The organism is Paraburkholderia aromaticivorans (assembly GCF_012689525.1).
Classification (GTDB): domain Bacteria; phylum Pseudomonadota; class Gammaproteobacteria; order Burkholderiales; family Burkholderiaceae; genus Paraburkholderia; species Paraburkholderia aromaticivorans_A.
Window position 1 is genome coordinate 708,006 of record NZ_CP051514.1, and the last position, 25,806, is coordinate 733,811.

The 25,806-nt window shown below is 61.2% G+C and carries 27 protein-coding genes and 1 pseudogene; 17 read left to right on the plus strand and 11 right to left on the minus strand.

Annotation, left to right across the window (positions count from 1 at the left end; all coding sequences use genetic code 11):
* Positions 1-62 precede the first annotated feature (62 nt).
* The 7 genes and pseudogenes from HF916_RS03270 to HF916_RS50270 all read left to right on the plus strand — a co-directional run.
* On the plus strand, positions 63-233 hold the full coding sequence (locus tag HF916_RS03270; RefSeq protein ID WP_240975329.1) for a hypothetical protein: 171 nt from the start codon (positions 63-65) through the stop codon (positions 231-233).
* 361 nt (positions 234-594) lie between these two features.
* Positions 595-2,226, plus strand: a complete 1,632-nt coding sequence (ctaD, locus tag HF916_RS03275) for a cytochrome c oxidase subunit I (protein WP_168787789.1) — start codon at positions 595-597, stop codon at positions 2,224-2,226.
* Positions 2,223-2,423, plus strand: coding sequence for a copper chaperone (locus tag HF916_RS03280; RefSeq protein ID WP_168787790.1), 201 nt, complete (start codon positions 2,223-2,225; stop codon positions 2,421-2,423). Before ctaD ends, HF916_RS03280 begins: the two co-directional genes overlap by 4 nt.
* A gap of 37 nt (positions 2,424-2,460) precedes the next feature.
* On the plus strand, positions 2,461-2,826 hold the full coding sequence (locus tag HF916_RS03285; RefSeq protein ID WP_168787791.1) for a carboxymuconolactone decarboxylase family protein: 366 nt from the start codon (positions 2,461-2,463) through the stop codon (positions 2,824-2,826).
* Complete coding sequence (locus tag HF916_RS03290; protein WP_240975330.1) at positions 2,810-3,433, plus strand: hemerythrin domain-containing protein; 624 nt, start codon at positions 2,810-2,812, stop codon at positions 3,431-3,433. The genes HF916_RS03285 and HF916_RS03290 overlap by 17 nt, the downstream gene beginning before the upstream one ends.
* A 552-nt stretch (positions 3,434-3,985) precedes the next feature.
* Complete coding sequence (locus HF916_RS51390; protein ID WP_277352268.1) at positions 3,986-4,111, plus strand: hypothetical protein; 126 nt, start codon at positions 3,986-3,988, stop codon at positions 4,109-4,111.
* A gap of 7 nt (positions 4,112-4,118) precedes the next feature.
* Positions 4,119-4,395: pseudogene (locus tag HF916_RS50270) on the plus strand (uracil-DNA glycosylase family protein); the annotation flags it as partial.
* Between the two features lie 177 nt (positions 4,396-4,572).
* On the opposite strand, the gene HF916_RS03295 reads toward HF916_RS50270, so the two are convergent.
* From HF916_RS03295 to HF916_RS03310, 4 genes are all read right to left on the minus strand, one after another.
* Positions 4,573-5,772: an NnrS family protein gene (locus tag HF916_RS03295; protein WP_168787792.1), complete on the minus strand. Its 1,200-nt coding sequence runs from the start codon at positions 5,770-5,772 to the stop codon at positions 4,573-4,575.
* Between the two features lie 379 nt (positions 5,773-6,151).
* Positions 6,152-6,619, minus strand: a complete 468-nt coding sequence (gene fabZ, locus HF916_RS03300; protein WP_168787793.1) for a 3-hydroxyacyl-ACP dehydratase FabZ — start codon at positions 6,617-6,619, stop codon at positions 6,152-6,154.
* Positions 6,620-6,898: 279 nt separating this feature from the next.
* Positions 6,899-9,031: an RNA polymerase sigma factor RpoD gene (rpoD, locus tag HF916_RS03305; protein ID WP_168787794.1), complete on the minus strand. Its 2,133-nt coding sequence runs from the start codon at positions 9,029-9,031 to the stop codon at positions 6,899-6,901.
* 76 nt (positions 9,032-9,107) lie between these two features.
* Entirely contained in the window at positions 9,108-9,359 is a 252-nt protein-coding gene (locus tag HF916_RS03310; RefSeq protein WP_168787795.1) for a hypothetical protein, read from the minus strand.
* 165 nt (positions 9,360-9,524) lie between these two features.
* Between HF916_RS03310 and HF916_RS03315 the strand changes: the two genes are divergently transcribed.
* Both HF916_RS03315 and HF916_RS03320 read left to right on the plus strand, forming a co-directional pair.
* On the plus strand, positions 9,525-11,837 hold the full coding sequence (locus HF916_RS03315) for an NADP-dependent malic enzyme (protein WP_168787796.1): 2,313 nt from the start codon (positions 9,525-9,527) through the stop codon (positions 11,835-11,837).
* A gap of 89 nt (positions 11,838-11,926) precedes the next feature.
* Entirely contained in the window at positions 11,927-12,754 is an 828-nt protein-coding gene (locus HF916_RS03320; RefSeq protein WP_168787797.1) for a spermidine synthase, read from the plus strand.
* Positions 12,755-12,930: 176 nt separating this feature from the next.
* Here HF916_RS03320 and HF916_RS03325 read toward each other — a convergent pair whose 3' ends face one another.
* The 7 genes from HF916_RS03325 to HF916_RS03355 all read right to left on the minus strand — a co-directional run bounded on the left by HF916_RS03325 (position 12,931) and on the right by HF916_RS03355 (position 16,857).
* A complete protein-coding gene (locus HF916_RS03325) occupies positions 12,931-13,335 on the minus strand; it encodes a hypothetical protein (RefSeq protein ID WP_168787798.1) in 405 nt (134 codons plus the stop codon).
* Between the two features lie 120 nt (positions 13,336-13,455).
* Complete coding sequence (locus HF916_RS03330; RefSeq protein ID WP_168787799.1) at positions 13,456-13,653, minus strand: ribbon-helix-helix protein, CopG family; 198 nt, start codon at positions 13,651-13,653, stop codon at positions 13,456-13,458.
* Positions 13,654-13,825: 172 nt separating this feature from the next.
* Positions 13,826-14,053 (minus strand): hypothetical protein, encoded by a 228-nt coding sequence (locus HF916_RS03335; protein ID WP_168787800.1) that lies wholly within the window; start codon positions 14,051-14,053, stop codon positions 13,826-13,828.
* Positions 14,054-14,134: 81 nt separating this feature from the next.
* The gene (locus HF916_RS03340; protein ID WP_431311389.1) at positions 14,135-14,935 is read right to left on the minus strand and encodes a fused MFS/spermidine synthase; all 801 of its coding nucleotides are present in this window, start codon (positions 14,933-14,935) and stop codon (positions 14,135-14,137) included.
* Positions 14,936-14,972: 37 nt separating this feature from the next.
* Positions 14,973-15,215, minus strand: coding sequence for an HPr family phosphocarrier protein (locus tag HF916_RS03345; RefSeq protein ID WP_240975402.1), 243 nt, complete (start codon positions 15,213-15,215; stop codon positions 14,973-14,975).
* 73 nt (positions 15,216-15,288) lie between these two features.
* Complete coding sequence (locus tag HF916_RS03350; RefSeq protein WP_206001772.1) at positions 15,289-15,735, minus strand: hypothetical protein; 447 nt, start codon at positions 15,733-15,735, stop codon at positions 15,289-15,291.
* Between the two features lie 360 nt (positions 15,736-16,095).
* Complete coding sequence (locus HF916_RS03355) at positions 16,096-16,857, minus strand: YoaK family protein (protein WP_168787802.1); 762 nt, start codon at positions 16,855-16,857, stop codon at positions 16,096-16,098.
* Positions 16,858-17,251: 394 nt separating this feature from the next.
* On the opposite strand from HF916_RS03355, the gene HF916_RS03360 reads away from it, so the two are divergent.
* The 8 genes from HF916_RS03360 to HF916_RS03395 all read left to right on the plus strand — a co-directional run bounded on the left by HF916_RS03360 (position 17,252) and on the right by HF916_RS03395 (position 25,729).
* Entirely contained in the window at positions 17,252-17,641 is a 390-nt protein-coding gene (locus HF916_RS03360) for a hypothetical protein (protein WP_168787803.1), read from the plus strand.
* 71 nt (positions 17,642-17,712) lie between these two features.
* A complete protein-coding gene (locus HF916_RS03365) occupies positions 17,713-18,546 on the plus strand; it encodes a fused MFS/spermidine synthase (RefSeq protein ID WP_240975331.1) in 834 nt (277 codons plus the stop codon).
* Positions 18,547-18,566: 20 nt separating this feature from the next.
* Positions 18,567-20,576 (plus strand): hydrogenase 4 subunit B, encoded by a 2,010-nt coding sequence (hyfB, locus tag HF916_RS03370; protein ID WP_168787804.1) that lies wholly within the window; start codon positions 18,567-18,569, stop codon positions 20,574-20,576.
* Complete coding sequence (locus tag HF916_RS03375; RefSeq protein WP_168787805.1) at positions 20,573-21,523, plus strand: respiratory chain complex I subunit 1 family protein; 951 nt, start codon at positions 20,573-20,575, stop codon at positions 21,521-21,523. The genes hyfB and HF916_RS03375 overlap by 4 nt, the downstream gene beginning before the upstream one ends.
* A complete protein-coding gene (locus HF916_RS03380; RefSeq protein WP_168787806.1) occupies positions 21,524-22,183 on the plus strand; it encodes a formate hydrogenlyase in 660 nt (219 codons plus the stop codon).
* Positions 22,176-23,636 carry a hydrogenase 4 subunit F gene (locus HF916_RS03385; protein ID WP_168787807.1) on the plus strand — a complete coding sequence of 487 codons (1,461 nt, stop codon included), beginning with the start codon at positions 22,176-22,178 and terminating at the stop codon, positions 23,634-23,636. The genes HF916_RS03380 and HF916_RS03385 overlap by 8 nt, the downstream gene beginning before the upstream one ends.
* Before the next feature lie 3 nt (positions 23,637-23,639).
* Positions 23,640-25,202: an NADH-quinone oxidoreductase subunit C gene (locus HF916_RS03390; RefSeq protein WP_168787808.1), complete on the plus strand. Its 1,563-nt coding sequence runs from the start codon at positions 23,640-23,642 to the stop codon at positions 25,200-25,202.
* Positions 25,202-25,729: an NADH-quinone oxidoreductase subunit B family protein gene (locus HF916_RS03395; RefSeq protein ID WP_168787809.1), complete on the plus strand. Its 528-nt coding sequence runs from the start codon at positions 25,202-25,204 to the stop codon at positions 25,727-25,729. Before HF916_RS03390 ends, HF916_RS03395 begins: the two co-directional genes overlap by 1 nt.
* Positions 25,730-25,806: the final 77 nt, after the last annotated feature.

Below are 25,806 nucleotides of genomic sequence, written 5' to 3' on the forward strand. Positions count from 1 at the left end.
GCCTTAGTCCGCACGAATTTGCAACTCTCCTGCTCGTCGACGACGCGCGGGACCAGGCCGAGTTGAACCGCGCCGATCTCGACGCACTGTTCGAACAACAGTTCATTGCGTTCGACGAACTCTCCTGCGAGCGTCAAAACCTTCACCTGACGAAAAACGGGCTTGCGATCGTCAAAGTGGTGACCCGGATCAGAAGAATGACTGATTTACGGCGCGGACAAGGTCACGATTGAGGGGGTGGATGTTACAAGATACGGAAGACGGCCCCGTCAATTCGACGCTGGCGGGAAAGCACCATTCCTTTGTAGGGGTGTACTCGTCAATCCGCCACAACGCGATATATCCTGAGGCGAGTTTGGTCACCGCTACTTCTGACGCACAAGATAAGAGCGCCTCTCAGTACCCGTACGAGCGGGATGAACTTCCGTTTATCGTCACACAGCAGAATGGCGCGCGCATTGCGCCCTTTGAGCGCTACCCGTTCCGACGATTTCCGAGAATGTGCCAGCCACGCAATGGCAGGATCGAAGGAAGATGCTTCACGGCGATACAGCGCAGGTAGTCGCCGTTCTCACTGATTGGGGTGCGGGCACGATGAGTACGATTATCCAGATTCCCGTTGACCACACCCACGAACGGCCTCACGGCTGGCGTCGCTGGCTCCTTGCCACCAATCACAAGGACATCGGCACGCTGTACATGCTGTTCGCGTTCACTATGTTGCTGTCGGGTGGCGTGATGGCGTTGATGCTGCGGGCAGAACTGTTCGAACCCGGATTGCAGATCATGCGACCGGAGTTCTTCAATCAACTTACTTCGCTACACGGCCTCGTGATGATATTGGGCGCCATTATGCCGGCCTTTGTCGGTTTCGCGAACTGGATGATCCCGCTGGAAATCGGCGCGTCCGACATGGCCTTCGCACGGATGAACAACTTCAGTTTCTGGCTGCTGCCGCCCGCGGCAATCCTGCTCGTCGGGTCGTTCTTTGCGCCGGGCGGCGCAGAAGCGGCGGGATGGACGATGTATGCGCCGCTGTCGATCCAGATGGGCCCCGGCATGGACATGACGATTTTCGCGGTGCACCTGATGGGTGCGTCGTCGATCATGGGCGGGATCAACATCATCGTGACGATCCTGAACATGCGCGCACCCGGCATGACGATGATGAAGCTGCCGATGTTCGTCTGGACGTGGCTCATCACTGCGTATCTGCTGATTGCAGTGATGCCGGTTCTGGCGGGTGCGATCACGATGCTGCTGTTTGACCGTCACTTTGGCACCTCGTTCTTTGATGCGGCCGGTGGGGGTGACCCGGTGATGTATCAGCACATCTTCTGGTTTTTCGGTCACCCGGAGGTGTACATCATGATCCTACCGGCGTTCGGCATCATTTCGCAGGTCGTGCCGGCGTTTTCGCGCAAACCGCTGTTCGGCTATAGCTCAATGGTCTATGCAACCGCCTCTATCGCGATCCTGTCGTTCATGGTGTGGGCGCACCATATGTTCGTGACCGGCATGCCCGTCACCGGTCAGCTGTTTTTCATGTATGCCTCGATGCTGATCTCGGTGCCCACGGGTGTGAAGGTATTCAACTGGACGGCGACGATGTGGCGAGGCTCCCTGTCGTTCGAAACGCCGATGCTGTTCGCGATCGGGTTCATTTTTGTGTTCGTGATGGGTGGCTTCAGCGGGCTGATCCTCGCGGTCGCACCGCTCGATATCGCGCTGCACGGCACCTACTACGTCGTTGCGCATTTCCACTATGTGCTGGTGGCCGGGTCGCTGTTTGCGATGTTCTCAGGCTGGTATTACTGGTCACCGAAATGGACCGGGCACATGTACAACGAACTGCGCGGCAAGATCCACTTCTGGGCCACGATGATCACGTTTAACGTCACGTTCTTTCCGATGCATTTTCTGGGCCTGGCAGGCATGCCACGCCGCTACGCCGATTACCCGGCGCAACTCACGAACTGGAACCAGATCGCGACAATCGGTGCGTTCGGCTTCGGACTGATGCAGGTGTATTTCCTGTTTTTCGTCGCATTGCCGGCCTACCGTGGCACCGGCGTCGCCAAGGCTGCCGACAAGCCTTGGGACGGCGCGGAAGGGCTCGAATGGACGGTCCCCAGCCCCGCTCCGTTTCATACCTTTGAGATTCCGCCCGAGGTCAAGTTAATGGCGCGAGCGCTCCATATCCCGGTGTTAAGGAGCAACAGATGAAATTCGAAGTAAAGAAACTGACGGGCGGCGATGACCCGCGTGTCATTGTCCACGCGATCGGCACCGTCGATCCGGATGCGAAGGTCGACGTCAACGAAGGCGCGCATTCCGTGACAGTGGACTCGTGGCTGCTGGCGGAAGAATTCCTGATCGCATTCGAAGAGGCCGGATACGACGTGCGGATAACCGAGGGCTAGCGCGACTCGCTGCCAGCCCGTTATTGGGAGATGAATCATGAACCAACCCATGTACCCCGCATCAAGTGCGGCAATCGCGAGCAAGCGTAAGGAGCTTGCGCCAGAACCGCTGGCTGCCTTCAAGGCATTCAGCGCATGCGTTTTCGCGGACGGTGCAATACCTGCGAGAACAAAGCAGTTGATCGCCGTTGCCGTCGCACATGTCACTCAGTGTCCTTACTGCATACGCGGTCACACCGCGGCGGCCCTGAAAAGCGGAGCCACCGCGCAGGAAATTATGGAGGCCATCTGGGTTTCCGCCGAAATGCGCGCGGGAGCCGCGTACGCGCATTCGGCGCTGGCGCTCGAAACGATGGAAGCTCATCCAGACTCGACCGAGGTGCACCATGTCCACGCTCATTGAAAGATTGCACGCCGATCATGTCCGACTCGGACGGCTGGTGCGTCTGCTCAACGGCGAAATATCGCTGCACGTTGATCCCTCTGCGCCGGACCTAGCACTCGTGGTGGACGTACTCTACTATCTGACGCGCTTTCCGGATGTGACTCACCACGCGCTCGAGGACCGCATCATCGAGAAACTGCTGCAAAAGAATGCATTCTCGACCGCGCTGGGCCATGAAATCGAGACCCAGCATGCAACGTTGATTCTGCAGGGCCACGAACTCCTCCAGGATCTGGAAGCGGCGGCCCGTAAAGAGAACATGTCACAGGAACTGGTAGAGATCCACCTTCGTCTCTACGCAGAGCGGCTGCGACACAACATGATCGTCGAGGAGTTGACACTTTTTCCTGCGGCAGTGCGTCATCTCGACGATGAAGACTGGAACATGATCGAGCTTCAGGATGTGCGCGGCCAGCCAGATCCGTTGTTCGAAGGCCTTGTAGACGACCGTTTCGCGCAACTCCACCGGTTGATTACCGCAGAGGCAGTCTGTGCAGCGCTAACTGCCTCTAAGCACGGTCGAGGATTGAAGGAACGAGACTCAACTGCGGGAGAGCGGACATGACGAAGAAACGGGCGACCTCGATTGACCAGAAAACTGTTCGCCGGCGGAGATGTGCGCACATGCGTGCTGCGCGGCATGCCCCAGTGGTAGATCTTGAGGCGGCGTTTCTGTCTGGGTCGGGCATTGGTGTGGACCAGACTCGCCTTCATCAATCAAGGGACCCGGGGCAGGATGGTCTGGAGCGACGAGATATGCTCCTTCCGGTTCTGGATGCGATCGATACGGCATCAGACCAGTCGTTTCCAGCTAGCGATCCACCAGCGTGGATCTGGCGATAAACTCTTTGGCATGGCAATCCAATCACGCCGATGCCATAGATTTAAGACGCAGAATGTTTTCTAGATGCAGACGATCTGTACGTAGCGGAGAAATTGAGTCGCACCGCTTCTGAGTCGCGCGAATCGTTCCTCTCGCTGACAAGCGGATGCCTGCGCACGTGACCAATGAACAGATAATCTGCAATGCATCGAAAGTGAAGCGCATTTCATATGGGAGACGTCCGCGGAGTCCTGCTTACCCCTTACTTCATTTGTCTTGCAGTCGGAGTTCCATGTGAACCCGCAGCCATCAACCACCTCGCGGCTGCTCTTGACCGTCATTGTTCTCAGCGCGACCGGCATGTCAGAAATCGCAGGCAAGCGATACAAATGCCATGACAACGACCTGACCATGGAGTGACTGGAAAGTGAATGAGTGTCAATATGCTTCCCTCGATACGCTTCTGACTGACGTGCGTGCCTGTCGGGCATGTTCGCAGCACCTGCCGCTCTGGCCTCGCCCGATCGCGCCCGCGGCAGTCGGCGCGCGCATCCTCATTGTCGGTCAGGCACCTGGTGCACGCATCGGGCATCCCATGGGACGACCCAAGCGGAGATCGTCTTCGCAATTGGCTCGGGATTGACGCCACCACATTCCACGACGAGTCCCAATTCGCGACTATTCCGATGGGATTCTGTCATCCAACCATTGTCAATCTCCCAAGCGCGGTGCGGGTCGCAGACAGGCGACAACAAGGTGCGTCGGATTCGCCCTACGCACACCCCTGATCCGTCAGATCAGCGCAACGCATGCCGCGCTTTGTGCCAACCGTCGTCGATGCACGAACAGGGTGATGGTGGCTGGATACCTTTCTGGATCGGTCATCCGGGCTTACCATCGACGCGGGACGCCGTCAGGTAGGGTATGTATTTGACCAGGTAGACAATGAATGCGGCGGACCAGCAGGCCCCCGCCACGTCAATCCAGGGTCCCACGACATTGCCAGCGAACCATGGTCCGATAACGCGGACGAGCGCCGCCGCAATCATCAGCCAGTAACAGACAAGCTCAGTTCGTCCTGCAACGAGCGCGTGCCCGGTATGCCCCAGAGCGGTACGGGTAATCATTCCGATAATTGCACACCCGACCGCGCCGACGGTCAGTGCGTGAATCGCGGATGAATGTGAGACACCACCTGCGGCCGACAAAGCAAGCAGCACGAATCCGATCGGAATCCATGCATATGCAAGATGCAAGATCCATAGAAGAGGTCGGTTTCCCACTCGCCATGAACGCCATCCGGCAATTCTGATTCCGTGAATCGCCGCCGTCACGCAGGCACAGGCGCCGATCGCCAAGGGCGCGACATCGGCAGCGTCCGCAAGGAACGTCAGGATCACAACCGGTGCCGCGAGCGCTTCAATTACCCTCCAGCGTTTCACCGAGAAACCGGGAATGGCGTTCATGGTAAACATCGGTACGACACGTCCTGCAATCACGGTCACGAACATCACCACGAGCCCGATCGCCACGTAGGCCATGCGCATCGCCAGATCAGCGCGCCCTTCCCACGCCCACCAGTGAAAAAACGCATTCAGCAGCCCGAAGACACCCAGCGCTACTGGCAGGAAAATGTTGTGGCGATTGCGAGCGGCGATGAGCACACGCAACAACACTATGGCGACAACGGGAAGGAACGCGGAATCGACAATAGCCGCGAGGGGTTGCGGACCCGACCAGACCATTACGCGCCCCAATGCCCACAACAACCATAGGCATGCGAGCGATGGGCCTAGCGGAGTATCGAGTGCGGTCCATGCTTTGACTGCCGTGAGCAGAAAGCCCACCACAATAGCCGCGACGAAGCCGAAGATCATTTCGTGTACGTGCCAGAGCATGCCGTTCATCGCAAGCGAGCGACCCGCGACGGGATATCCATGCACGGCGAAAAGCCACAACGTGATAGCGACCACCCCGAAAACTGCGCCGCCCAGGTAGAACGGCCGAAACCCGAGCCGCAGGACCGGCATGCCCCCTGCTGCCTGCAGCGATCGACTCGCGGGTGCGTTGCCGACTTTCATCCTGCTTCTCCTAAAACATTCATTCTCAGCACATCTTATCTCACATGTCGCGCCGATGATAGGACTCCCATCGTGTCATCGATGACGCCTCATCGGCACTGGTGGAACCGGACCCGTGATGGACATTGACGCAGGCGATGGCCGCCACGTTGGAAACAACACCTGATGTCGCGTGGCCAATCGATGCCCCGCACGGCGTGCTTCGGCTTGTCTGAGCCTGTTGCTCCGGAGCGGTATGCCCCAGGGCAGGCGCACCGATCAGGCGGTGCCGGCGGTCGAAACCGGGGCGATCGTATCGCCCTTCGTCTCCGCGCCGGTGATCGCAGCGATCACTGCGTCGATCATCTCGCCGGTCGCGGCTTTGCTTTCATCTGTTACCTTACAGGCCGTCCCCATCCGTCTGTCTGACCGTGCAAATCAGACAGGCCTCCGCCGCAACAACGCCATCCACTTCGGCGCGTGCCTTGAACTTCCAGATACCGCGCATATGCCGCTCGAACGTCGCGTTCAGGATCAGTTGGTCGCCGGGTTCCACCGCGCGCCTGAATCGCGCGTTGTCGATGCCGACGAACAGGTACAGCGTGTTGGCCGGATCATGCGGCTCTTCCGAGAAGGTCAACAGCGCAGCCGTCTGCGCGAGCGCCTCCAGAATCAGCACGCCCGGCATCACCGGACGACTCGGGAAGTGGCCCATGAAGTACGGTTCATTGATTGACACGTTCTTCAGCGCCTTGATGCGCTTGTGCGGCTCGAGTTCGAGCACCCGATCGACCAGCAGGATCGGATAGCGATGCGGCAGCAACGTGAGAATCCTGTGAATGTCGAGATTGATTTTTTCAGTGCCCATGGTATTTCTGTTCACGCATTGACCGCACGATGATCACTCCAGATGCTGGTTCAGGTGGATAGGTAATGCATGTTGCCGGGTCACAGCAGCCGACCCTTCTGGCCTGATATCTGTTCGAACCTTGCCCGGTGCTCACGCCTTGTCGTCCGGGGCATCGGCAGCCGACGCGTCGAATGCCCTGATACGGTCGCGCAGTCTGTCGGGATTGAACGTCAACGCGGCGCTTCGTTTCTCATCCGGTGTACCCGGCCTCGCAGGGCCGTGTATCGCCTCTGGCTTCTACTCCTCGCCCAGGAACGACTTCAATCGCCCGGACCGGGCCGGGTGCCGCAGCTTGCGCAGTGCCTTGGCTTCAATCTGACGGATCCGTTCGCGCGTCACCTCAAACTGTTGTCCGAGTTCCTCCAGTGTGTGATCGCTGCCGCTCTCGATACCGAAACGCAGGCGCAGAATCTTCGCTTCGCGCGGTGTCAAGGTCGTGAGCGCCTCGCTGACGGCATCCCGCATGCTGGCGTGCAGCGCTGCATCGTCGGGCAAAATCGCCGCGGGGTCCTCGATCAGGTCGCCTACGGACGTGTCGTCGTTTTCCCCGACCGACGCATCCAGGGAAACCGGCTCCCTGACGATCCGCAGCATGGCCCGAACCTTGTTTTCATGCATCTCCATCCGCTCCGCCAGCGCGGCGGCGTCGGGTTCCCGGCCGGTCTCCTGCAGGATCTGGCGCGTGACCCGCTTCAGTTTGTTGAGCGACTCGATCATGTGGACAGGGACCCGGATGGTGCGCGCCTGATCGGCGACCGACCGGCTGATGCCCTGCCGGATCCACCAGGTCGCATAGGTGGAGAACTTGTAGCCGCGACGGTATTCAAACTTGTCGACGGCGCGCATCAGGCCGATATTGCCTTCCTGTATCAGGTCGAGAAACAGCAGGCCGCGGTTCACGTACCGTTTCGCGATCGAAATCACCAGTCGAAGGTTCGCTTCGATCATTTCGCCTTTCGCGCGCAGCGTTTTCGCTTCACTTGCGGTCATCGCGCGACAGACCTCCCTGAAGTCATCGAGCGGCAGCACGACCCGCTTTTGCAAAGCAAGCAGTTTTTCCTGTTCCAGCTGGATCGCAGGGAGGTTTCGCTCCAGCGCGCCACTGAACGGGTGCCCTGCTGTGATGAGTTGCTGCTGCCACGCCGGGTTGGTCTCGTTGCCCCGGAAATGCGCGACAAACGTGTCGCGAGGCACACCACACCGGTCAACCGCGATCCGCGCGATTTCGCGCTCGATGGTCCGGACCCCGTCGGCGGATACCCGCAACGCGCTCGTCAAACGCTCAATTGTGCGCGCCGTGAAGCGGATCGTCGTCAGTTCGGTCTCGATCGCTGCCTGTGCGGCGCGATAACGCCGCGATCCGTAACCCTCCGTTTCGTAGGCATCCCGCAATTGCTCGAACCAGTCAGCTACCGTTGCCAGCTTCGCCAGCGCGTCACGCGTCAGGGTCTCGCTCTGCAGATCGGCCGACGCGGCTTCAGCACCGTCATCATCTTCGTCGTCTCCCTGATCCTCGTCGAGGACCGGATCGCCGTCGACGCTTTCCTCCGCGACGGCCATAATGTCATCCGTCTCCACTGCAGCGGGGTCAATCATCCCATCGACGACCTCTTCGATAGCGGTTGCGCCGCTGGCAATGCTGTCTGCGATCGCCAGTATCTCCGCAATCGTTGTCGGGCACGAAGAGATGGCCCGGATCATGTCGTTGCGGCCCTTTTCGATGCGCCGCGCAAGCGCAATTTCCCCCTGGCGGGTGAGGAGTTCAGTGGTACCCATCTCGCGCATGTACATGCGCACGGGATCGGTGGTGCGGCCGAACTCGGCGTCCACGCTCGAGATGGCCGCCACGGCCTCTTCCTCGACCTGCTCATCAGACGAACCCGCGACCGCATGATCGTGCATCACCATGGACTCGGCGTCCGGTGCCTGCTCGAATACGGCGATGCCCATGTCACTGAAGGCTCTGATCACGTTTTCGATCGCATCAGGTTGCGCCAGGCGCTCAGGCAGGTAATCGCTAATTTCCCCACGAATGACGAACCCGCGCTCATTTCCGAGCTTGATCAGCGCGCGCAGGCTTGAGCGGCCGTCGTCGTTTTCTCCAGCGGACTCATCCGGTAGCGCGGCACCGGCGTCGTGCACACGCGCGTTTGCTTTCATCCGGCGTGAACCGGTCTCCGGTGGAACTGTTGGGACCGCAGACCCGGAGTCCCGCGCTCTGTCCATCGTCGAGGAGCTCGCTGGTCGCGTTGTGACCGCGGCCGCCGTGCGTGCGCGATCCGTAACGTCTATGCCGGCGTGTCCACTCGTCACGTTGAGGTTGCCCGGCGCCACGTCCAGTGTCTGCTTCTTCACAGCCTTTTTCGTCACGCGGTCGCTCCTTGGGATTTCGCGTCGGGGTTAGCGCGCAGCACTTGCGGCAGCCTTCTCGAGGTGAATAGCCATCTCAGAGGCGCGCACCATGCGCCCGGATCAGTTGGACCAGATCAGATACCGAAATCTCATACCGGACCTCCTGTTCGGGACCCGTCGCATGATGATCGCTGTACCGCTCCTCGATCTCGACGAGCACGGCGGTTCTGCCATCGGGTGACGCCTGCAGCATGACGTCGCGATGCGCCTGATGACCATCAGGACTGACCGGATTGTGATGCAGGCGCAGACGCCCAAGGCCGTAGTTGCGTGGAGCTGAATTCATCTGGGCTGTCCCTTGATTCATTTCTGTCGGTGGTCCTGCCTTGCCGGGTCGCTACAGGCCCGCGCGTAATGCCGTCAGGTCTGGCGTCTCAGCTCCTCTGTGTCATGCAGTTGACGTGATAATATCATTATCATTGTCTGCAAATGTTGTTAACCAGGAGACATCATGCCTACCCCAGCCCAGGGCAAACTCCGCGAAGCCGCCCTCGATTACCACGAGTTTCCCACCCCGGGGAAGATCGCGATCGCCCCGACCAAGCAGATGATCAACCAGCGCGACCTCGCGCTGGCGTACTCACCTGGCGTCGCGTTCGCGTGCGAGGAAATCGTCGAGAACCCGTTGAACGCCGCGCGCTTCACCGCGCGTAGCAACCTGGTCGGCGTCGTCACGAACGGCACCGCGGTGCTTGGTCTCGGCAACATCGGGCCGCTCGCTTCGAAGCCGGTCATGGAAGGCAAGGCCGTCCTGTTCAAGAAGTTCGCCGGCATCGACGTGTTCGATATCGAGTTGAACGAGTCTGATCCGCACAAGCTGGTCGACGTGATCTGCGCGCTCGAACCGACGTTTGGCGGCATCAACCTCGAAGACATCAAGGCGCCGGACTGCTTCATCGTCGAACGCGAATGCCGCAAGCGCATGAAGATTCCGGTTTTCCACGACGACCAGCACGGTACGGCTATCGTCGTCGCGGCGGCCATCACCAACGGTTTGAAGGTGTTCGGCAAGGACATCAAGGAAGTCAAGCTGGTGTCCTCGGGCGCGGGCGCCGCGGCGCTGGCCTGTCTGGATCTGCTGGTCGACATCGGCCTGCCGCTCGAGAACATCACCGTCACCGATCTGGCCGGCGTGGTCTACAAGGGCCGTGTCGAACTGATGGACCCGGACAAGGAGCGCTTCGCGCGTGAAACCGACGCCCGCACGCTGGCCGAAGCCATTGGCGGCGCGGACGTTTTCCTGGGGCTCTCGGCCGGCGGCGTGCTCAAGCAGGAGATGGTCAAGCAGATGGCGGACAAGCCGCTGATCCTCGCGCTGGCCAACCCGACGCCGGAAATCCTGCCGGAACTGGCGCTGGAAGTGCGTCCGGACGCCGTGCTGTGCACGGGCCGCACGGACTACCCGAACCAGGTGAACAACGTGCTGGTGTTCCCGTTCCTGTTCCGCGGGGCGCTGGATGCGGGCGCGACCACGGTCACGCGGGAAATGGAAATCGCCGCGGTCAACGCGATCGCCGAACTGGCGCGCCAGGAGCAGAGCGACATCGTCGCGACGGCGTATGGCATTCAGGACCTGTCGTTCGGCCCGGAATATCTGATTCCGAAGCCGTTCGATCCGCGCCTGATTGTCAAGGTCGCGCCGGCTGTGGCGAAGGCCGCGATGGATTCCGGCGTCGCCGAGCGTCCGATCGAGGACATGGAAGCCTACGAACAGCATCTGCAGCAGTTCGTGTATCACAGCGGCACGACCATGAAGCCAATTTTCCAGCTGGCGCGCGGCGTCGAGCCGGAGAAGAAGCGCATTGTGTTCGCGGAAGGCGAAGAAGAGCGCGTGCTGCGCGCGATGCAGATCATCGTCGACGAAAAGCTCGCGAAGCCGATCCTGATTGGCCGTCCGGCGGTGATCGAGCACCGCATTGCGCGCTATGGCCTGCGTATCACACCGGGTGTCGATTTCATCGTTGTCGATACGGATCACGACGAGCGCTATCGCGACTTCTGGCAGGACTATCACAAGATGATGTCGCGCAAGGGCATCACCGAGCAGATGGCGAAGCTCGAAATGCGCCGCCGCACCACGCTGATCGGCTCGATGCTGATGAAGAAGGGCGACGCCGACGGCATGATCTGCGGCACCATCAGCACGACGTATCGGCATCTGCACTTCATCGACCAGGTGATCGGCAAGCGCGAAGGCTGCAGCGTCTATGCGGCGATGAACGCGCTGGTGCTGCCGGGCCGGCAGATTTTCCTCGTCGACACGCACGTGAATGTCGATCCAACGCCCGAGCAGCTCGCCGAGATCACGATCATGGCCGCCGAAGAAGTGCGCCGTTTCGGCATCGAGCCGAAGATCGCGCTGGTGTCGCACTCGAACTTCGGCACCAGCAACGCGCCGTCCGCACAGAAGATGCGCGACACGCTGGCGACCCTGCGCGAGTGCGCGCCGGACCTGCAGGTGGACGGCGACATGCACGGCGACGTAGCACTCGACGCCAACCTGCGCCGTGAAGCGCTGCCCGAATCGACGCTCGAAGGCGACGCGAACCTGCTGATCCTGCCGAATATTGATGCGGCGAACATCGCGTACAGCCTGCTCAAGACGGCCGCAGGCAACAACATCACGATCGGTCCGATGCTGCTGGGTGCCGCGAAGCCGGTGCACGTGCTGACCGCGTCCGCCACGGTGCGTGCCATTGTCAACATGACTGCACTGGTCGTTGCCGATGCAGGTGCTGCATCCCCATCGTCGCGAGCCCCATGAAGTTTCAACTGTCAGCCCGAAGACGCAGCGGTCATCGCATGCGGTGGGCGGACCGAAGAACCGAACAGTAACCTCGTTTAGACCGCAGCATGAATCACTCTCACGCGTCGTTCGACGCCTATATGAAGTTTCTTGCCGGGCCCTCCGCAGACGGTGCGCCCGTGGTGCTGGAAACCGAGCACGCGCTTTCGCTGCACTTCGATCTGCTGTCCACGCAGAGTTTCGTGTCCCGGCGTGACCCCGACAGGCTGGTGCTCGGCTACACCCGGACCATGATGGGATTCCTGCTCCTGCAACCGGCGCCCACCAGAATTTCCATGATCGGTTTGGGCGGGGGATCGCTGGCCAAGTACTGCTACCGGTATCTTCCGGATACTAGGATAGTGGCCATCGAAGTTGATCCCGGGGTGATCGCCTTGCGCGACACATTTCATATTCCGCCCGATGACGAGCGACTCGAAGTAATCTGCGCGGACGGGGCGGAATACGTCAAGGGCCACAATGCGCGCCCGGACGTAATTCTGGTGGATGGTTTTCTGGCACACGGCATGCCTGCACAGCTGGGCAACGCCGCCTTTTACTCGGCTTGCAATGCGCGGCTTGCGGGCGATGGGGTGCTGGTCGCCAATTTCGTCGCCGACGATCCCCATATTCCATACTACCTGGAAGAGGTGCGTTCAGTGTTCGGCGAGTCGCTGTCCATTTTCATGGCCGAGGACAGTTGCAACTACACGCTGTTTGCCTGGAAGGGCGCGCCGGGACTTCCCTCCCGGGACACGCTCCTCGCGCGTGCACGCGTCCTGGCCGCGACACATCCCCTGAACCTGCGCGGGGCCGCGCGCCGTTTGAAGCAAGGCATGGGGCTCGCTTCGGACTGGACATTCGGGCAGAAGCTGACCGGCTCCCGAAATGGCTGACGGGCGCCCGATCTGCGCGGCCGGAACGGAAGCGCCGCGTGACGCGTCCACTAACATGCAGGCACGCGCGACGGTCGATACAGGCACCTCATGCAAGGGCCCCGGGAAGACCGGACATTCAAGGTGCCGGGAACCGGGATGGGCCCGGCAGCTCGGGGTTGCATCGCATGCCAGGGCTATGCCGCACCGCCGCTAATGTCCCTGCTCAGGGCAGCCACGCATCGAGCGTAGACGACGATCACCCGCGGTGATGCGAAGTTGATCTGCATGTCGCGGATGAAGAACCAGGATGCGTCCGGTTGGCCACGCGCGATATCGCCGGCCTTCACGAGTTGTTGCGCGAGATCCGTGGCCATTCGGCTCAATTCAATCCGCCGACGCCAGTCGGCATGATGATCGTGGCGACGCAGCCAGATCCTCGTGCTCTCAACAAGATGATCGGACTGCAGCCACGCTCCGGTGGTGCGAAAGGCAAATATCTCGGATAACGTGAGAAAGCACAGCAACTCTGCGTTCGTCTCAAGTCGGTGAATCCTGCGACCTGCCATATCGTTGCGGCCGCGACGGCCGTACATCATCACGTTACCCTCATCGTGCTATCTTTCCGATGCACGCTGCCGAAGAGACCCACGGTGCCGTAGAACCAGGACCCAGCGCGATGCCTGCGCGGGATCACGTCGCCGACCTGGCGCAGGCGTACCTCAGGCGGTTTTTCGGCGCGGACGCGCGCCAACTGCGCTTTTCGTCCGGTAGCTGACGCCATGCTGATCGAGGTAGTCGCGGATCAGTTGCCGCACTACCTGTGAGGGCGTCAGGTCCTGCGCCGCGCACAGTTTTTCGAGCGCTTCCTTCTTCACAGGATCGATCAGAATCGTGAGTCGAGCGCTTTTCGTTTCCATGACGGGGGCGAAGTCCAAGTATGTTAATTAAATTATAATGCATCGTGTGGCCCGCGTCATCTTCGTGGCGCCAGAATCACACACGGTGGCCGGCGATTCCCACATGCTCGCCGATGGCCAGCCATTCAGCGACTGGAAAGCCAACGGCGTGCAACGCGCGGCGCGCGGTGCGCTAAATCTCCGCCCGGGCACGCAGAAAATCCTGTCCAGCCCGGGTAATCGAAACCCCACCTCGCCCATTCGCGGGGACGGATACCAACCCGGCATTACGCAGTTCCTGCGCGACCGACCAGTTTAACGTGGGCGCATCGCGGCCGTATCGCTGCTGGGCCAGACGCTCAAGCGCCCAGATGGCTGCATGGGTCAAGGGACTGCTGTCGTTATCAATTTCCGCCGTCATCTTCTATCCTCGGGAATGCACCTGCTCAAACAGGTCGCGAACGTGCAGGGGTTGCTATCCACCAGGGACAGACGTATCCGCTCAGCACGTTTGCTCATATCGATGCCAGTTAAATTTCTTGCCGTACTCGATGCGCGTGGCCGTCGCATGGAGATTCACCGCGTGTGTGGGTCCGAGTGCGCGTGCCCGGTCGAGCATCGTTGCGAAGGACGGAAGCTCATCCGCTCCTTTCCACGCAAAAACAGTGACGTTGTGTTCACTGCCTTCCGACGGCGCCAGGGTCACCGCGTTCGCGAAGACCTCCCTGAGCGAGCGCAGGTAGCGATGGAAGTCCGGTTCGTCGGTCACCAGATTGGCCACCAGGACACCGTCATCGCTCAACCTGCGACGACAGGCTTCATAAAACGTCCTGCTGCCCAGCTCTGCGGGCAGGCCATCGGCATTGAAACCGTCGACCAGCAGCACGTCGGGCCGGTGATCCGGAACCGTGACGTACTGCGCCCCATCGGCACAAACCACCCTGAAGCGTTCACTGTCGCGCGGCACATGGAACCGGTCTCGCAGCGCAATCACCTGGGGGTCGATTTCGACGACGGCGATCACGCTGTTGGGCAAGTGGCGATAGCAGTATTTCGCCAGCGAGCCGCCACCCAGACCGATCATTGAAATGCGGCGAGGGAATGGCTGGAACAGCAGGAAGCCCATCATGGTGCGCGTATAGCCCAGCGCAAGGGCGTACGGATCGCGCCGCAACATGGTGCTCTGCACCCCGCGCGCATCAAAGTACAGTGAAACGACCTGGTCATTCTCTATGACCACCGGCTTGCTCGCCTTCCTCTTTCTTTTCATGTGCGTGATCGAAAGATTCCGATGCAGGGGCAATCGGCGGGCCTGGGCCACGCTCCCTTGCAGCGGCCCATCAAAAGGATTCCTGCGTACGCAGCATGGCCGAGAGCGCTTCAAGCGCTGCAATCTCGTCAGGACCGGTTGCCAGGATGTGCAACTGCGTGCCCGGCTTTGCCCGCATGGACATCACCGACATGACATCCTTGGCATTGACGGACCGGCCGTTCGCCATGCAGATGATGTCGCTCGCGAACCGGGATGCGTGAACGGCAAGCCTCGCTGACCCGTGTCCGTTCAAACCCCTCGGGTCGCCCACCTGAACCAATACTTCGACCAACCCACTCCCCTATGCATAAACCGTAACCCGGGCCCGAACCCGCCGGGCGCGCTCAGTGCATCGAACCTGCGATGACCTGCGCAAAGAAACCCCGCAGCAGCGGGTCCCACCTTTCACTCCCCAAAGCGATTTCGTCCGTGTCGAGCCGCTTCATTTCCCGATCGAGGTAAACGACGCGAAGCGACCTTGGGTGCGGCGGCCCGACAAAGAACTGGCCATCATCGTCCAGAAGCAGAAATGGCTTCTGCCTGTAGCGTGCTCCGAGCAGGGAGGTCGCATCCAGGACATGGCGGGCCGATTCCTTCTGATAGACAAAAATGACGTTGACCCCGCATTCTTCCAGACGGTCGCAGATATCCGAAAAACGGTAAAGCATCTGGAATCCGCGTTCGCCCGCCCTGCCCACTCCGACGACGATCAACCCGTGACGACCCATCACGTCCCGCAGATACAGATGCGTGTAGTCGTGGGACAGCAGCGGAACACTCGCATCAATCACGTCGATCTCCCTGCCGCACGCAGGCATACCCCTCGTTTCGCGCAAGACCGACCTGCAACGTGACCACCAAGATTTCTGCGCAAGCCTGCCATATTATTACCATTTCAGGATAGGTCAATGATACTTCCATTATCATGATTTGACGGAGCCTGGTCCGAAGGACGGGCCAGTCTGTTCGCCGGTTCTTCCATGCGCACACGGGTGCGCCCGGGGAGTGTTCCTGCATCGAGGATCGATCCGGCTCCTGAACGAGCGACCGCGCCTCGCACTGCCGAGATCAGTGGACGGCGGCCACCGCGAAGGTGCCGATGACGCAGCCGTCCCTGACGCGGAACCAGCCTCGCGGGCTGTCCCCGACGCCTAACGGCCGAGTCGGCATACCTGCGCGCGCAGGTCGTCAACGAGGGGCACGATGGCCAGCACAATCAGCACGCCCGCAAGCGGTACCGTCGAGGCGTAGCCGATGTGCTTGAATCCCATCGCACCGGTAACACCACCGACGAAGAACGTGGCGAGCATCGTCCCGTGCACTTTCAGCTTCGCCCGGTTCGCCAGCACGAAGGGGCCGACGGGGCCGCCCTTCTCGGAATTCCAGTAGAGGAGCTTGCCCAGTTCGATGCCGATGTCCGTTACGATGCCGGTCATGTGGGTGGTACGGATTTCGGAACCGGACAGTTTGGTGATCATGGCGTTCTGCAGACCCATGATGAAACACAGGAGCACGACGGTCGCGGGTACGAACAGCGTATCCCACAGCGCCAGATGACTACCGAGCAGCCCGAAACACAGCAGCAGGATGGCCTCGACCAGCAACGGCAACGCGTACTGGCTGTGCAGCCGCCGGCGCCGCCCCCAGTTGACGAGCACGGCGGAACAGGCGGCGCCCACCAGGAACGAGATCAGCGATCCGGCGCCGGCCAGAACCAGCGAGAGGTCGCCCAGCGCAGTCTGGTCGGCAATCGCGGACACCACGCCGCTCATATGGGACGTGTACTGCTTCACCGCCAGAAAGCCACCGGCATTGGTTGCGCCCGCCACGAACGCGAGCGAGAAACCAAGCTGCCTGTCTGCCCCGGTACTGCGATCCTTTCCCGTTAATGCCCGGAAATAGTGTGCTGGCATCAGGTATCAACCCGTGTGTTGGTCAGTCCAGATGCGCTTTGACAAAAGCCGGCACCGGCGTAGCAGATGGGATTTTGAATTTCCACGCGCAGGTTGAAATCCTGCATTCGCGGTGTCCCGAGCGAACACGGCACGTTCTTCGCGCACACCGGCGGACTATCACGCATGGAATCAGATCAATAAAGCTGCTAGGATGATAACGTAATTATCATTAACTGGTAACTTGATGCTGCTAGCGAAGGCTCCAGGAGGTCAGTAACAGGCAGGGATGCCTCTATTGTGTTCGCGGTAGCAACGACGCAAGGGCGATGCGGTTTGTAGTGGCGAGAGGACGGAGTTCGGCAACTGCCGGGACGCCGGTCCCGGCTGGCGCGCCGCATTAAGGAGAAGTGCCATGACGTTTGACTGCTCTCTTGAAGAGCACCTGCTGGTCGGCGTCTCGTTGAGCAATAGCATGCTCGAACGCGTGCGGCTCGTCAGGTCCACGTTCGCCAACGAGCGGTTCTGCGCACCCGGGCGCTGGATTCATGAAGACCTGGCGCCGTGGGACGACTCTCCTGAGCTTCACCAATTGAAGCTGGCGCATGCGAGCTTCAACACCATTGCGCTAATAGTCGAGATTTCCATCACGCAAGGGCGTCTCGCCGCAGCAGCCGCCATGCTCGAGCCTGATGCCCTGTTCGAAAGCGCGACACGCATGCTCGCACACGCGGTGTCGCGTTTCGAAAAACGTCCGGGCGTGAGTGAGGCACCCACGCCCGCACCGCACGGACTGATACATTAAGGTCGCCGTGACGACACGGTCGCGGCATGACGCCGGTTCGCTGCACCGATCTGCGCAGTTTCAGGAGAGCAATGGATTTGTCGGCCGATCACAATCCGTTCAGGCAAGCCCTGGCGAGGCAATGGGGAAAGACTTCCGGGGAACCCGTGATACGCGAGGGCCTGCGCACGCGGTCGCTGTGTTTCGACGCTCTCGGCATACAAAGCTCCATGCGCAGGAGTGATCCGCTCGAACTCGATCTGTCGTACACGCGGGCCATGATGTCATTCCAGCTCTTTCACTCCAATCCCCAAGACATCCTGATCGTGGGACTGGGCGGAGGATCGCTGTCAAAATACTGCTTCCACAAGTTTCCGTCGGCACGGGTGACCACCGTGGAAATCGACGAGAGAGTGATCGCGTTGCGCGAGCAGTTTTTCATTCCGCCTGAATCAGAGCGATTCCAGATCGTGCACGCTGACGCAGCGGAGTACCTCTCGGACAGGATTGGCGTCGCGGATGTAATCCTGCTTGATGGATTCGACGCATTCGGCTTACCCGCCGGCCTGTCGAGCCAGTACTTCTACGACTCCTGTCATACCGCGCTGCGCAGCGAAGGTGTGCTGGTGGCCAACCTGCTGAACAGCGACCCGCGGCTCACTACCCACCTCGACCGGCTGCGCCGTGCGTGCGATGGAAAACTGTTCCGCACCATGGCGCGGCGCGAAGGCAACACCATCGCCATCGGGCTCAGACAGGGAACCGTGCCTGAGTGGTTTGACCTCTATGCCCGCGCAGAAGCCATCACGAAATCGATGGGGCTCGACCTGTACCGGTATGTCAAAAAAATGGAACGTCATCACCGGGCAGAGGCCGTTCCGGGATACCCTTCGTCCAACACACCGGCCGTCGAACAGAACGTCTGACGGCACTGGAGACAACGCCGATGCAACATCTGCTGGTCGTCCATTACGTGCTGCTGGTAGTCGTGGGCTGGCTCGTCGTTGGGGTTCTGGGACTCGCGAACCTGCGCCGCACACGCGTGGTGGCGCACGGGCTGTTTCCTGTCGGCGCGGTGTTCGGCCTGGTTCTGTGCGGACTGGGCCTGACTGGCGTTTTCTCAAATCCCCAGCAAGCCGTCCTGCCGCTCGGGTTGCCGGACCTGCCGTTTCATCTGCGGCTCGACGGCCTGTCGGCGTATTTCCTCACAGTACTCGGCGTGGTGAGCACGGGCGTGAGCGCGTTCTCCGCGGGTTATTTCCGCAAGGGCGAAGGCACTCCGCCCGGGCTGCTGTGCTTTGAGTATCACGTGTGCCTCGCGAGCATGGCGGTGCTGCTGCTGGCCGACGATGCGTATTGCTTCATGGTGGCGTGGGAGACGATGACGGTGTCGGCCACCTTCCTGGTGATGACCAATCACCGCGTCGCCGAGATCCGCCGGGCGGCCTGGCTCTACTTCCTGATCTCCCACGTCGGCGCACTCGCGCTCCTGCTGTGCTTCGGCCTGCTGCAGGCCAATACCGGCAACTTCACGTTCGTCAATATGCGCGAGCAGCATCTGGACGTGTTCTGGGCGTCCGTCTCGTTTCTGCTGGCGTTGTTCGGTTTCGGCGCAAAGGCGGGCATTTTTCCGCTGCATGTCTGGCTGCCTGAGGCGCATCCGGCCGCGCCATCGCCAGTATCGGCCCTCATGAGCGGCTTCGTCCTGAAAGCGGGCCTGTACGGCGTGTTGCGCACAGTGTTCGACCTGCTGCACGTGCAGATCGCATGGTGGGGCGTGCTCATGCTGATGCTCGGACTCTTCACCGCGCTATTCGGGGTGGTGTTCAGCGCCATCCAGACGGACATGAAGCGGCTGCTTGCATACTCGTCGATCGACAACATCGGCCTGATGTTTGTCAGCATGGGGCTCGCGATCCTGTTTCGCGCATACGGGATGAACGCGCTGGCCGCCTTGTCGATGACGGCTCTGCTCTACCAGATCGCCAGCCACGCGACCTTCAAGAGCCTGCTGTTTCTCGGCACCGGTTCCGTGCTTCACGCGACAGGCGAGCGCAATCTCGGGCGCCTGGGCGGCCTGATCCGTTTCATGCCGTGGACCGCGTGGGCCGCTCTCGTGGGCGCGTTTGCCAGTGCGGGCCTGCCGCCATTGAGCGGCTTCGTCTCCGAATGGCTGCTGCTGCAGAGCTTTCTGTTCACACCCGGCCTGCCTGACCCGTTCCTGAATATGGTGGTACCGCTCGTCGCCGCGCTGATTGCTCTCGTGGCCGCGCTCGCGGGCTACACGATGGTCAAGTTCTTCGGCATCATCTTTCTCGGTCAGCCTCGCGAGGCGAAGTTACGCGAGGCACGGGATGCGAGTCCGTGGGAGCGCGTCGGCTTCGCGTGGCTCGCAGCGATATGCGTGCTGCTCGGGCTGTTGCCGGTGCAGTTCGTGGTCGTTCTGGATCGCGTCACGCAGATGCTGGTTGGCGCCGGCATCGGACCCACCGTCGCGCGGAACGGCCGGCTGCTGCTCGCACCCACCAGCGCAGGCCGTGCCAGCTACATGCCGCTGGTTTTCCTGCTGTTCTTCTTTGCCTGTTGCGGGCTCGCGTGGGTGCTGGTACGCCGTCTTTACCATGGGCGCCTGCGGCGGGCGGCCCCTTGGGCCTGCGGCTTTCCGTTCGTGAACGCGCGCATGCAGGACACGGCAGAAGGGTTCGGGCAGCCGATCCGTGAGATCTTCACGCCGCTGTTCAGGATCGAACGGCAACTACCCTCCCCGTTCGACAAACAGCCCGTGTATAGCGTCATCGTGACCGATCGCGCATGGGCCCTGATTTATGAGCCGATCGCGCGGCTGGTTAAGCGCGTCGCGGCACTGGCCGGGTTGCTCCAGACAGGCCGCATCGCGGTCTATCTGATGCACAGCTTTCTCGTGCTGATCGTACTGCTGATGCTGGTGAGACGATGATCACGCTCTCCGGATTGCTCTCCCAGGGGCTGGAGATCCTGCTCGCGCTGGCGGCGGCTCCGCTGCTGACAGGGTGGGTCAACATGTGCCGCGCGCGCTTGCAGAACCGCCGGGCACCGAGCATCTGGCAGCCTTACCGGACGCTGCACAAGCTGTTCAACAAGGAGTCGGTCGTCGCCGACCACGCCAGCCCTATATTCCGCGGCGCGCCATATGTCGTCTGGGCATGCATGACGCTCGCTTGTGCGATCGTGCCCACGCTTTCCACCGATCTGCCGCTCTCACCGGCTGCGGACGCGATCGCCCTGGTGGGCCTTTTCGCGCTGGCTCGCGTGATGATCTCACTCGCCGCGATGGACATCGGCACCGCGTTCGGCACGCTCGGCGCGCGCCGCGAGATGCTGGTCGGCTTCCTCGCGGAGCCGGCCTTGCTGATGGTGCTGTTTTCGGCGTCGCTGATCACGCAGTCCACTCTGCTGACCAGCATCGTCGCCACGCTCAGTCATCGCGAGCTGGCAATCTATCCGAGCCTCGCGTTCGCAGGGATCGCGTTCACGATGGTGTCGCTCGCCGAAAACGCGCGTCTGCCGGTCGACAATCCGACCACGCATCTCGAACTGACGATGATCCACGAGGCACTGATCCTCGAGTATTCCGGCCGGCATCTCGCGCTGATGGAATGGGCCGCGAGCCTCAAACTGTTCGCGTACTCCTGCATCGGCCTCGCCTTGTTCATTCCGTGGGGCATCGCGGAAGCCGGTAATCCTGTGGCGCTGCTGCTCGCCATACCGGCGCTCTTCGTCAAGCTACTGGTGGGGGGCGCGGCGCTCGCGGTAGTCGAGACGACCAACGCGAAGATGCGCATTTTCCGCGTGCCGGAGTTTCTCGCGACAGCGTTCCTGCTGGCTGTCATCGGCATGCTCGTTCACTTCCTGCTGGGGGCGTGAATGCACGGCTTTGCGACGCAGATCATCAACTTCCTGGCCGCCATCCTGCTGCTGCTGTCGTTTGCGATGCTCAGCCAGCGCCGGATCCTGTCGTTGATTCACCTCTATACGTTGCAGGGTCTGACACTCGTGTCAGCCAATGTCATCCTGGGATACGTCACCGCTGACGTACACCTTTATATTTCCGCCGCACTGACCCTGGCACTCAAGGTCGGCCTGATTCCCTGGATTCTTTACAGGCTGGTGCAGCGTCTGAACGTGAAGACGGACGTCGAGCCTCTGCTCAATATTCCCGCCACCCTGCTGATCGGCATCGTGCTCGTGATCATTGCATTCAACGTGGCGTCGCCGATCAGCCAGCTCGCCTCGTCGGTCGCGCGCGGCACACTCGGCATCGCACTCGCCTGCGTGCTGCTGTCGTTCATGATGATGATTACGCGCTCAAAGGCGATACCTCAGGTGATCGGCTTCCTGTCGATGGAAAACGGTCTGTTTTTTGCCGCGGCGGCGGCAACGAACGGCATGCCGATGATCGTCGAACTCGGCATTGGACTCGATGTGCTGGTGGGCATCCTGATCCTCGGCGTGTTCATGTTCCAGATCCGCGAACAGTTCGACAGTCTGGACATTCATCACCTGGAAAAACTCAAGGATGACTGAAGCCTGGGTACTGCTGCTGGTTTTCGCGATCCCGCTTTTCGCAGGCGCATGTCTGGCGTTCGTGGGACAGCACCATGTCGCAGCGGAGCTCAACGTCGGCTTCAGTTTCCTCACATTTGCAGCCGCCTCGCTGCTCGCCGTGCAGACGGTGGCGCACGGGCCTGCGTTCGCGCTCGGCAAGCTCCTCTTCGTCGATCCGCTCAACGTGTTCCTGGTCGCGCTGACGGCCTTCGTCGGCTGGACCACGTCGATCTTTTCAATGCCGTACATGCGCATCGAGCGCGACCGCGGCAAGATGACCGGCCCCCGCATGCGCCTCTACCACAGCATGTACCAGCTGTTCATCTTTGCGATGCTGCTCGCGCTGCTCACCAACAACATGGGCATCCTCTGGGTCGCCATGGAAGCCGCCACGCTCGCGACGGTGCTTCTGGTCAGCGTATATCGCACCGCGGCAAGCCTCGAAGCCGCGTGGAAGTACTTCATCCTGTGCGGCGTTGGCATCGCCCAGGCGCTGTTCGGCACGATCCTTCTCTATCTCGCCGCGAGCCGGCAGCTCGGCGGCGGCGATGCGCTGCTCTGGACCAGCCTGAACGCGGTCAAAGGGAGTCTCGACCCGACCATCATTTCGCTCGCGTTCGTGTTCCTGCTGATCGGCTATGGCACCAAGGTCGGTCTCGTGCCCATGCACAACTGGCTGCCCGATGCGCATGCTGAAGGCCCCACGCCGATTTCGGCCGTGCTGTCCGGCCTGCTGCTCAACGTCGCGCTCTATGCGGTGCTGCGCTGCAAGGTGCTGGCCGACGGCGCACTCCACAACGGCTTGCCGGGATACCTGCTTGTTGGTTTCGGACTGGTCTCGGTGCTGGTCGCAACCTTTTCGCTGTTCCGGCAGAAAGACGTCAAGCGGCTCTTTTCGTATTCGTCGATCGAACACATGGGCCTGATGACGTTCGCCTTCGGGCTTGGCGGCCCCATCGCGACCTTTGCGGGCCTGCTCCACATGACGGTGCATTCGCTGGTGAAGTCGGCCATCTTCTTCACCGTCGGGCATGCGGCCCAGAAGGCCGGCACACAGGCGATCGACGACATCCGCGGGTTGTTACGCGTGAGCCCAACCGTCGGGTGGGGCATGATGCTCGGGACGCTCGCGATCCTGGGCATGCCGCCATTCGGCGTCTTCGCGAGCGAGTTCCTGATCCTGACCACCGCGATGAGCAAACTCCCGTGGGCCACGCCCTTCCTGTTGCTCGCGCTTGCCGTGGCGTTCGCGGCCATCTTCGTGCGCGTGCAGGGCATGGTGTTCGGGGACACGACGGCCAGGGTTCTTGAACACTCGCCGGCGTTGCTGCCGGTATTCGTCCATCTCGGCATCGGGTTAATGCTGGGACTCTATATTCCGCCCTACCTTGCGACGTGGTATCGGCAGGCGGCGGCCATGATCGCGGGGTGACACATGCGCATCGAGGCATTCGGGTTTCCCAACCAGGTCCGCCTGTCCGCGTTTGCGGGCAGGTCGTCGGCTTTTCTCGCGCGTGTCGATTCCGACACGTGGACCCGCACCGCCGACACCGTGCGCGAGACAGGTGGCCGTCTGATCTCCCTGTGGGGTGCCGAAGAAGCTCCGGGCACATTCGCGATCTCCGCCGCTTACGCGCTGGAAGACGGCATCCTGTGGCTTCAGTCGCCGGTAGGCGACGGACATGGGACCAGCGACGGATACCCGGATATATCGGCGGTCTTTCCATGCGCGACACGCATGCAACGGGCCGTCTACGATCTGGTCGGGCTGCGTGCGATCGACGCCGAAGATACACGGCCATGGCTGAATCATGGCAACTGGCCTGCCGATTACTTTCCGTTGCAGAAATTGTCCTCCGGGACCGAGCGGTTTCAATCCCAGGAAGCGGACTATCCGTTCGTCCACGTCGAGGGTGACGGTGTCCACGAGATTGCCGTCGGTCCGATACACGCAGGTGTGATCGAGCCCGGGCACTTCCGCTTCTCCGTGGTCGGCGAAAAGGTGTTGCGCCTCGAGGAGCGGCTGGGCTATGCGCACCGGGGAATCGAGCGGCTGTTCGAGCACGTGCCCGCGCTCGACGGACACCGTCTCGCGGGACGCATCGCCGGAGACACCACGGTCGCCTTTGCGTGGGCCTATTGCATGGCAGTCGAGCGCGCGTTGAACGGACGGATTCCGCCGCGCGCGCAGTGGTTGCGCGCGCTGTTACTCGAGCGCGAGCGCATTGCCAACCATCTGGGTGATCTCGGAGCGCTGGGCAACGACGCAGGGTTCGCGTATGGCCTCGCACAATTTTCCCGGCTGAAGGAAGACTGGCTGCGCCTGAACGATCGGGCATTCGGGCATCGCTATCTGATGGACCGGATCATTCCTGGAGGTGTGTCAACGGACCTCGACGCGCGTTTCATCACGGCAATGCAGGCGCAGTGCGACGAGATTGACGCGCAGGTTCGTGTCATGCAGAACATTTACGACGACCAGTCGGGACTGCAGGATCGATTTGCTGGCGCTGGCATCCTCTCCGCAAGAGTGGTGGAGCACTGCGGCGCGTGCGGGCTGGTCGGACGTGCAAGCGGCCAGAAAATCGACGTGCGGGTCGATCACCCTTACGCGCCTTACCACGAGGTTCAGGCTCAGATGGTCAGCGATGACCGGGGCGATGTGGCAGCACGGGTCGCGGTCCGGTTCAACGAAATCTACGAGTCCATCCGGCTGATCCGGAACTTCCTGGCCGATCTGCCGGGCGGTGAAATCGTCTCCCGGATTGAATACGGTGGCTCGCCATCCTGTGGGGTCGGCTGGATCGAAGGCTGGCGGGGCGATGTATTCATCGCACTCGAGACCGGGGCTGACGGGACCATTTTGCGCTGTCACTGCCATGACCCGTCATGGCAGAACTGGCCGGCCCTGGAGCACGCGATCATCGGCAATATCGCTCCCGATTTCCCGCTGATCAACAAGTCGTTCAATCTGAACTACGCGGGACACGACCTGTAATGTGGCAGCTTCTCAAACAGATCGCGAGAACCGGCACGCCGAATCAACGCGTGCCCGAGGGCGATGACGCATGGCGGGCCGAAGGCCACCGTATCCAGCAGGAAATACTCGACGTGCTCGGCCGGGCGCTGTGCATTCGCGAGATCGATGCGGGCTCCTGCAACGGTTGCGAACTGGAAATCCATGCACTCAACAATCCGTACTACAACATCGAGGGCCTGGGCATCCGCTTTGTCGCGAGTCCCCGCCATGCCGACATGCTGCTGGTCACCGGCCCACTCACACTGAACATGAAAGAAGCGGTACACCGGGCATATGAAGCGACGCCTCACCCAAAGCTCGTCGTCGCGGTCGGCGAGTGCGCCTGCACAGGCGGCATGTTCAGGGAAAGCTACGCCGTGTGTGGGCCACTGTCGAACTTCTTGCCTGTCGACGTCACGATACCGGGATGTCCGCCGCCTCCCATCGTTATCCTGAGGGGCATTCTTGCAGCGCTTCGTACGAAACACGCAACCTCCCCGCCATGATCACGGTCCGGGACACTCGCCAATCACGGCGTTCACGGGCAAGGGTTCCGCAAGGGGTCCACGTGTGATGACCGCCC